This window comes from Xanthobacter sp. BG11Y11_SDJG (assembly GCF_057364445.1).
In genome coordinates this window covers 1-7,237 of the sequence record NZ_JBNFNU010000217.1, presented here as the reverse complement: position 1 = coordinate 7,237, position 7,237 = coordinate 1, and the positions used below count along the sequence as shown (strand labels likewise).

At 68.9% G+C, this 7,237-nt stretch carries 6 protein-coding genes and 1 pseudogene; 4 read left to right on the top strand and 3 right to left on the bottom strand.

Annotated features, from left to right (window positions below):
• Positions 1 to 172 precede the first annotated feature (172 nt).
• From AC2W7M_RS16360 to AC2W7M_RS16350, 3 genes and pseudogenes are all read left to right on the top strand, one after another.
• Positions 173 to 1,593, top strand: a pseudogene (locus AC2W7M_RS16360) (M20/M25/M40 family metallo-hydrolase).
• Positions 1,594 to 1,824: 231 nt separating this feature from the next.
• The gene (locus AC2W7M_RS16355) at positions 1,825 to 2,670 is read left to right on the top strand and encodes a zinc transporter ZntB (RefSeq protein ID WP_486133296.1); all 846 of its coding nucleotides are present in this window, start codon (positions 1,825 to 1,827) and stop codon (positions 2,668 to 2,670) included.
• Between the two features lie 88 nt (positions 2,671 to 2,758).
• Positions 2,759 to 4,174 (top strand): esterase-like activity of phytase family protein, encoded by a 1,416-nt coding sequence (locus AC2W7M_RS16350; RefSeq protein WP_486133295.1) that lies wholly within the window; start codon positions 2,759 to 2,761, stop codon positions 4,172 to 4,174.
• Between the two features lie 190 nt (positions 4,175 to 4,364).
• On the opposite strand, the gene AC2W7M_RS16345 is transcribed toward AC2W7M_RS16350, so the two are convergent.
• From AC2W7M_RS16345 to AC2W7M_RS16335, 3 genes are all read right to left on the bottom strand, one after another.
• The gene (locus AC2W7M_RS16345; RefSeq protein ID WP_486133293.1) at positions 4,365 to 4,589 is read right to left on the bottom strand and encodes a hypothetical protein; all 225 of its coding nucleotides are present in this window, start codon (positions 4,587 to 4,589) and stop codon (positions 4,365 to 4,367) included.
• On the bottom strand, positions 4,586 to 5,893 hold the full coding sequence (locus tag AC2W7M_RS16340) for a glycosyltransferase family 39 protein (RefSeq protein ID WP_486133291.1): 1,308 nt from the start codon (positions 5,891 to 5,893) through the stop codon (positions 4,586 to 4,588). Before AC2W7M_RS16340 ends, AC2W7M_RS16345 begins: the two co-directional genes overlap by 4 nt.
• 258 nt (positions 5,894 to 6,151) lie before the next feature.
• A complete protein-coding gene (locus AC2W7M_RS16335) occupies positions 6,152 to 6,748 on the bottom strand; it encodes a superoxide dismutase (RefSeq protein ID WP_486133289.1) in 597 nt (198 codons plus the stop codon).
• Positions 6,749 to 6,957: 209 nt separating this feature from the next.
• On the opposite strand from AC2W7M_RS16335, the gene AC2W7M_RS16330 reads away from it, so the two are divergent.
• Positions 6,958 to 7,170 (top strand): hypothetical protein, encoded by a 213-nt coding sequence (locus AC2W7M_RS16330; protein ID WP_486133288.1) that lies wholly within the window; start codon positions 6,958 to 6,960, stop codon positions 7,168 to 7,170.
• Positions 7,171 to 7,237 lie beyond the last annotated feature (67 nt).

Below are 7,237 nucleotides of genomic sequence, written 5' to 3'. Positions count from 1 at the left end.
CCGGCGTCTCGCCGCTGTGTATGTGCGGCGCGACGGTGCGCCCGCCTGCCGGCGGGTCTTTCGCCAGTCGAGCCCGCATGGCCGTGAAGGTCGTGCTTGCCAGCCGTCCCCTTCGCGGCCAGCATCCGCGCGTGTGCTGGCGGCATCGGGCTGCCGGCGCGGGGAGGCGCAGATGACGGCAAGCGGCGCGCGGACGGCGGTCGGGCTTTCGGGGGAGGCGTTGCAGCGCCAGGCCCTGGAGGCGGTGGATGCGGGGCTCGACGCGTCGCTGGCGCGGCTGTTCGACTATCTGCGCATTCCCTCCATCTCCACCGATCCCGCCTACAAGGACGCCTGCCGGGCGCGGCCCAATGGGCCGCGGGGACGCTGGAGGAGTTGGGCCTCTCGGCTGCCGTCATCCCCACCACCGGGCATCCCATGGTGGTGGCCCGCACCGACACCGGCGCGGCGCGCCGGGTGCTGTTCTACGGCCATTACGACGTGCAGCCGGTGGACCCGCTGGATCTGTGGGAGACGCCGCCGTTCGAGCCCCGCTTCGGCATGGGCGCCGACGGGCGGCGCACCATCGTCGGGCGCGGCGCCAGCGACGACAAGGGGCAGGTGCTCACCTTCCTGGAGGCGCTGAGGGCGTTCCGCGCCGCGGGTGGCGCGCCGCCGGTGGACGTCACCGTGTTCCTGGAGGGCGAGGAGGAGTGCGGCTCGCCGAGCCTTGCGGGCTTCTTCGCCGCGGAGGCGGACCGCCTGAAGGCCGACCTGGCCCTCGTGTGCGACACCGGCATGTGGAATGCCGTCACGCCCTCCATCACCACGTCGCTCCGCGGCATACTCGCGGTCGAGGTTACGGTGACGGGGCCGTCGCGGGACCTGCATTCCGGCCTTTACGGCGGGGCGGCGCGCAATCCCATCCACGTGCTCGCCGACATCCTGGCGGCGGCGCACGATGCCGACGGGCGCGTCACCATCCCCGGCTTCTACGACGCGGTGCGGGAGATGCCGCAGGAGGTGCGCGACGCGTGGGCGCGCCTCGACCTCGGGCCTGACGCGTTCCTGGCCCCCGTCGGCCTTTCGGTGCCGGCGGGCGAGCGCGACCGGATGCTGATCGAGCAGATCCAGTCCCGCCCCACCATGGAGGTGAACGGCATCTTCGGCGGCTACACCGGGGAGGGGACCAAGACCATCATCCCGGCGAAGGCCACGGCGAAGATCTCGTTCCGCCTGGTGGCGGACCAGGACCCGGCGCAGATCGCCCAGGCATTCGAGGCGTTTGTGCGCGCGCGCCTGCCCGTCGACTGCGCCGCCACCTTCTCCGGCAATCACGGCAGCCGCGCGTTTCTGGTGGACCCCGCGAGCGCCGACCTCGCCCATGCGGCGCGCGCCCTTCAGGACGAATGGGGCGTGGCGCCGGTGATGGTGGGGTCGGGGGGCTCCATCCCCATCGTCGGACAGTTCAAGAGCCGCCTCGGCATCGACACCCTGCTGATCGGGTTTGCCCTCGACGACGACCGCATCCATTCGCCGAACGAGAAATATGACGTGACCTCGTTCCACAAGGGCACGCGCAGCTGGGTGCGCATCCTTCAGGCCCTCGGCTGAGACCGCGCGGTGCCATCTTCCGGGTGTCGCGCAATCGTGCGAGGAAGGCGGGGATGATCGGGGAGCCCCGCGCAAACCAAGCGGGCGGCTGGCAGGCATGGACAGGATCGACACGCAGGAAGTGATTTCCACCTGGTGGCTCGACGGCAAGGGAGGCGGCCGCCGCCTCTCCTGGGAAGAGGCGACGGGGCCTCTGCCGGACGAGGGCTTCGTCTGGCTCCATTCCGGCGCATGGACCGGCCGAAGGAGGCGTGGCTGCGCCAGTCGAGCGGGCTCGACCAATCGGTGATCGAATCCCTTCTGGAGGACCACGCGCGGCCACGCTGCGCCGTGTTCACGCAGGGGGCGCTGCTGTCGCTGCGCGGCGTGAACCTCTATCGCAACGCTTTGCCGGAGGACGTGGTCACGGTCCATCTGTGGGTCGACAAAGCCCGGATCGTCTCGGTCCAGCACGAGCCGCTCTCGGCGGTGGAGGATTTCGAGGATGCGCTCGGCCGCGGGCGCTGCCCGCGCACCCAGGGCGAGTTCGTGGCGGAACTGGCGACCCGGCTGGTGGAGCGGCTCGATGCGGTGGTCACGGCGCTCACCGACGACGCCGACGAGCTGGAGGACCAGGTGGAGGCGACCCAGCTCTCCGATCTGCTGCCGAAGCTCGCGGTGATGCGGCGCGTCGCCATCAAGCTGCGCCGCCATATCGCGCCGCAGCGCGAGGCGCTGAACCATTTTTCGCTCGAGGACGATTCCTGGCTCGGCCCCAAGGACCGCAACCGCCTGCGCGACGCGGCGGACCGCGTGGCCCGCTTCAGCGAGGAACTGGACAGCGTGCGCGAGCGCGCCGCCGTGATCCGCGATCAGATGGTGGACCGGCGGTCCGAGCAGATGAACCAGTCCATGCTGGTGCTGGCGGTGGTGACGGTGGTGTTCGCGCCGCTGACGCTGATCTCGGGCATGTTCGGCATGAATGTCGGCGGCATCCCGGGATCGGACGATGGTGAGGGCTTCTGGATCGTCAGCCTGATCCTGCTCGCCATCGGCGCCATCATGTTCTGGGCCTTCAAGCGCCTGCGCTGGATCTAGCGCCGGAGGGGAGCGCGACCGGCGAAGCGGGCCGGGCCGGAGGCCCGCACCAAGCGGGAGACAGAGGCATGGCGACACCGCGACGGCCATGGTCCCCCCGTCTCGCCGTGCTCTGCCTCGCCGCGGCACTGCTGGTGCCGGGCGCCGGCGCCGAGCGCAGCAGGTCCCGCTGCCCAGTCCTGGCGCACCCGCCGAGCCGGAACTGGCGAGCCGGCTGCTGGGCCGCGCCATCCTGCCGGCCGGGAGCTTCGTGGCGGCACCGGCGGATGCGCCGGACGCGCTCAGAACGAGCGGAAAGTTCCTCAATCCCGAGCGCCAGCGCACCCAGGGGATCGGTCTGCGCCCGGCACCCAACACCCTCTCGGCCGTGCCGGGCCACGCGGTCGAAAGCCTCTCCACGCCGTTCGCGGGCCAGCCGGTCCAGGGCCTGTCGGGGCTGGCGTCGGACGGCGACGGCGCCTTCCTCGCTCTGTCGGACAACGGTTTCGGTGCCAAGGCGAATTCGCCCGACGCCATGCTCATGGTGCACCGCCTGGCGCCGGATTTCGCGCGCGGCACCGTCACGCGGCAGGAAACCGTCTTCCTCCGGGATCCTGACTTCAGGCTGCCCTATCCCATCGCCATGGAGGGCACCCGGGAGCGTTATCTCACCGGCTCGGACCTCGACCCAGAGTCCCTCCAGAAGGTTGGCGACAGCCTGTGGATCGGCGACGAGTTCGGCCCGTTCCTTGTGGAGACCGACCTCGCGGGGCGGGTCAAGGCGATCTTCGAGACCCGCATTGACGCTCGGGTGGTGCGCTCGCCCGACCATCCTGCGCTCGCGCTGCCGTCGACGCCCGGCGGCAAGATGCCCGACTTCGCGGTCGCGCGCTCCAAGGGCTTCGAGGGGCTCGCGCTGTCGGCGGACGGCACGCGGCTCCATCCGATCCTGGAAGGTCCGCTCGCCGATCTCTCCGGCGGGGCGAGGGAAACCCTGGGGCCGGCCGCCGCGGTGCGTATCCTGGAATTCGATCTCGCCGCACGCGCCTGGACGGCGCGGTCCTGGCTCTATCCGCTCGCCGCGCCGACCCACGCCATCGGCGACTTCGTCCTGCTGGACGCGCGGCGCGGCCTCGTCATCGAGCGGGACCACCGGCAGGGGAGCGAAGCGCATGCCTGCCGGGAGCCGCGCGCCGGCGGGCCCTGCTTTGCTGCTCCCGCGCGCTACAAGCGGCTGGTGTTGATCGAGCTTCCCGAGGCCGGCGCGGGGGAGCCGGTGCGCCGGCTCGGCGCGGTGGACCTCCTCGCCATCGCCGATCCCGACGGCAAGGCGGGCAAGGACGGGGCGCAGGCGCGCTTCGCCATGCCCTTCGTCACCATCGAGGGGCTGGCGGTGATCGCACCCGGCCGCGTCGTGGTAGCGAACGACAACAACCTGCCCTTGACCGCCGGGCGCACGCCCGGGGTGGCGGACGACACGGAACTGGTGCTGCTGGAGATTCCGGAGCTGGCCGTTCCGCCCTAGAGACGGATCCGCCCGCACGCGATCGGCGCACGCGTTCACGTGCGGGCGGAAGTCCGTGTCTCTTCGCGAAAGTGGAGGCGGATGACCCCCTAGGGGCCGGCGACGATGCTCTGCACCTGGCGTCCGCGCACGTCGTAGACGCGGGCATAGACGACGCCTTCGCGCGCCACCTCCACCAGCACCGGCGCCTTCACGTCCGCGCAGTGGAACTCGCCCTGGACCAGAGCGAGGTCAGCCGTCTTGCTGTCATAGGTGAGCTCGTACTGCGGTCCGAATTCGCCTTGGCGGCGAGCAGGGGGCCGCAGACCGCGACCTTGAGCTTGCGGCCCTGGGGAAGCAGGGCGCGGTGCGTCTCCACATACTCGTCGAGCGCCTCGGCGGCCTGTTTGAAGGCGAGACCCCAATAGTCGATCATGAACTTGTCGTCGGCGCCGCGCACCCCGCCGACGATATTGTTGTAATAGGTATATTCGTATGGATGAATGTCGCGGAAGGTGCTCGCCGGCGCCGCCAGGCCGAGCGCGAACGCCGCCGCGGCAACGCCGCGTGCTGCCACCGCGCGCGCGCCAGCAGGTTCCAGACCGCGGCGACGGCGAGCCCGCCGAGCAGCGCCATGGCCGGGGTGACGAAGACGAAGTGGCGGATGCCGTTATACATGGCGGGCCGGGTCGCCACCACCAGTGCGATCGGCAGCAGTGCCGCCGAGATCAACAGCATATAGCGCGCCCGCGCCTGCGGCGTCTCCTGCCCGCGGACAATGCGGTATGCCGCAAGGCCCGTGCCGGCCAGGAACAGGCCGAGGAACAGTTCCGGCATCTGCAGCGCGAACAGTGTCGGCACGTAGCGGCGCGGCATATCCGGAACGGAAATGGCCCGCCCCTCGAACATCTCGCGCCAGGGCACCTCCCAGAAGTGGGAATAGTATTTCAGCGCGACGAGGGGGTTTGAGGGCTCCACCACGGCCCATGGCCAGACCAGCGCCAGCATGAAATAGCCGAGCGGCAGGCCGAGGGCGAGCAGGGCAACGAAGCCTGCGCCGCGCTGCGCCGCCTGGACGAGGCCTCTCTGGCGGGTCTCCAGCACCCAAAGCACGGCGAGGGCGAGGGCGAGGTTGGCGCCCGCCAGGAGGCCGAGCACGCGGGCGCCGACCGCGAGACCGAGGCAGGCGCCGAACAAAGCCACCGTGCGCGGCAAAGGCCGCGGATATTCGTCGAGGGCCCGCACCAAGGCGTAGGTCACGGCCAGCATGGTCACCGCAAAGGGGGCATCCTTCGCGTTCATGAACATCTGCCCGTAATAGAGCGGACAGATGGCAAGCAGGCTCAGCGCGGCGAGTCCGGCCACCGGACCGCCGATGCGCCGTCCGGCGCGCCAGACCAGGAAGAAGCCGACCATGCCGACCGCGGCACCCATCAGGCGGCGGACGTCGAACAGCTCCAGCGGCAGTATCTTGGCGAGCAGGGCGGCGATGAGGTCGAAGCCGCCGCCGTAATAGAACAGGTTGACGAACGAGAATGCCGCCTTGTCGGTGAAATGCGACCGATAGTAGTTCAGCAGCAGGTCGCCATACTGGGAGTGGGTGAAGTCGTCCCAGCCCAGTCCGTAATCCTGGAATGTGAGGCACGCCAGTAGGGCAAGCGCGCACAAAACGGCAGCCGCGATCAGGTCCGCCGGATGGGACGCGAGCCGGCGCAGGGAAAACCAGGCGAAGGGCGGCATGATACGGGGCGACCTCGAACGCAGGCGTGACCCTCGACGGCGCGAGAGGGAACCTCGCGGGAACGTGAAGGCGCAGCAGCTAAGATCGCCGACTGGAAACTTGCAACATATTTATACGATGCACTGCAAAACAGAATTGCAGCCACATCTCCATCCGGCGACGTGCCGCGATGCTTCTGCCGGAAAGATGGCAGGTGAAAGACAGATTGGTGTCCCGTTTCCGCAAGTTGCGGAAACGGGACTGGCCTTGACCGGAGGTCAGGAAGCCTTGGCGTACAGCTCGGCAACATATTCCCAGTTGACGAGATGGTCGACGAACGCCTTCAGGTAGTCGGGACGGCGGTTGCGGTAGTCGATGTAATAGGAGTGCTCCCACACGTCGACCCCGAGCAGCGGCGTGCCGCCGTGCACCAGCGGGTTCTCGCCGTTGGGGGTCTTGGTGATGGCGAGCTTGCCGTCGACCAGAGCGAGCCAGGCCCAGCCCGAGCCGAACTGGCCGACGCCGGCGGCGATGAAATCCTCCTTGAACTTGTCCACCGAGCCGAAGTCCGCGACGATCTTCTTCTCGAGCTCGCCGGGGATCGCGCCACCGCCATTGGGCTTCATCCACTGCCAAAACAGCACATGGTTGTAGTGCTGGGCCGCATTGTTGAAGAGCGGCGCGTTCTTGCCGAACGACCCCTTGACCACCTCCTCCAGGGATTTTCCTTCAAATTCAGTTCCCTTTAGGAGATTGTTGCCATTATTGACGTAAGCGAGGTGGTGCTTGTCGTGGTGATACTCCAGGGTCTCCCGCGACATGTACGGGGCGAGGTCATCATAGGAGTAAGGCAGGTCGGGCAGGGTGAAGGACATGAACGTTCTCCGCAATCGATCCGGCATCAGCCCGGCCCCGCGCCGAGCCGCCGGTCGAGCCGGGGATCGGGAACGTCCGAGCTGCCGACTAGATAGGGCTGGGCCCGCCTTCAAACAACCGTGGTGCCGTCGAAATTCAGGCGTGTTCGGGACCGGGGCCGAAAGGCTTCTTCTTCCGCCGGTGTGGCGAGGCGTAGTGGAGTAGCGAGATGTGGTGGTTCCTGGTGCTACTGGGGGTGCTGATCGCCCTTGCGGGCCTGGTGGTGATCGGGCTCGGGGCGATCGTCTTTCTCTCCAGCATCGGCAACACGCTGATCACCACGGGGGCGGTCGCCGCCTCCGGTGGCTTCGTCATCACGGCCATGGGTCTGGTCCTTGCGGCAGCTTTGAGCGCCTGTCGACCCGCATCGAGGCCGGGCTGAAGGGGCATCGAGGTTCAATGTCCGCGGCGCTGCGGGCCGAAAACCGCGGCGCCGACGCCGGCCGCAG